General features: G+C 56.5%; 1 protein-coding gene. It reads right to left on the bottom strand.

All coding sequences use genetic code 11. From position 1 onward, the window contains the following. Positions 1–329, bottom strand: a 329-nt coding sequence (locus AC04SI_RS33370) for an IS5 family transposase (protein ID WP_488475742.1), incomplete at its 3' end; no start/stop codon positions are given. Positions 330–414 lie beyond the last annotated feature (85 nt).

Raw genomic sequence — 414 nt, 5'->3', positions numbered from 1 at the left:
CCCCCTTTTCCGGTCGCCGCCTGCTGGTGAGCGCGAACCAATGTGCTGTCGAGCATCACATAATCGTTGTCGGGATCATCGATCAGGTCGGCAAAGACACGCTCCCAAACGCCAGCCTTTGACCAGCGCCTGAAACGCTGATGCAGCGTCTTCCACTTGCCGTAGCGTTCGGGAATGTCGTGCCAATGCGCTCCCGAGCGCAGAACCCAAAGGACGCCATTCACAAACAGGCGATTGTCTATGCCGCTGCGGCCGGGATCACCTGCCTTTCCGGGCAAAAGACCTTCGATGCGCTGCCATTGCCGCTGGCTCAGTTCGTAGCGCGACACCATCCATTGTCCTCCAGATCGAATCTGGAAGCCTATGAATCATGCATCAACGCAATTTTGAATCCTGAATGTCGATTGGTCCTAG

The organism is Mesorhizobium sp. CNPSo 4689, assembly GCF_057784325.1.
Note: the sequence above shows the minus strand (reverse complement) of the source record. Positions and strands in the feature narration are given on the sequence as shown.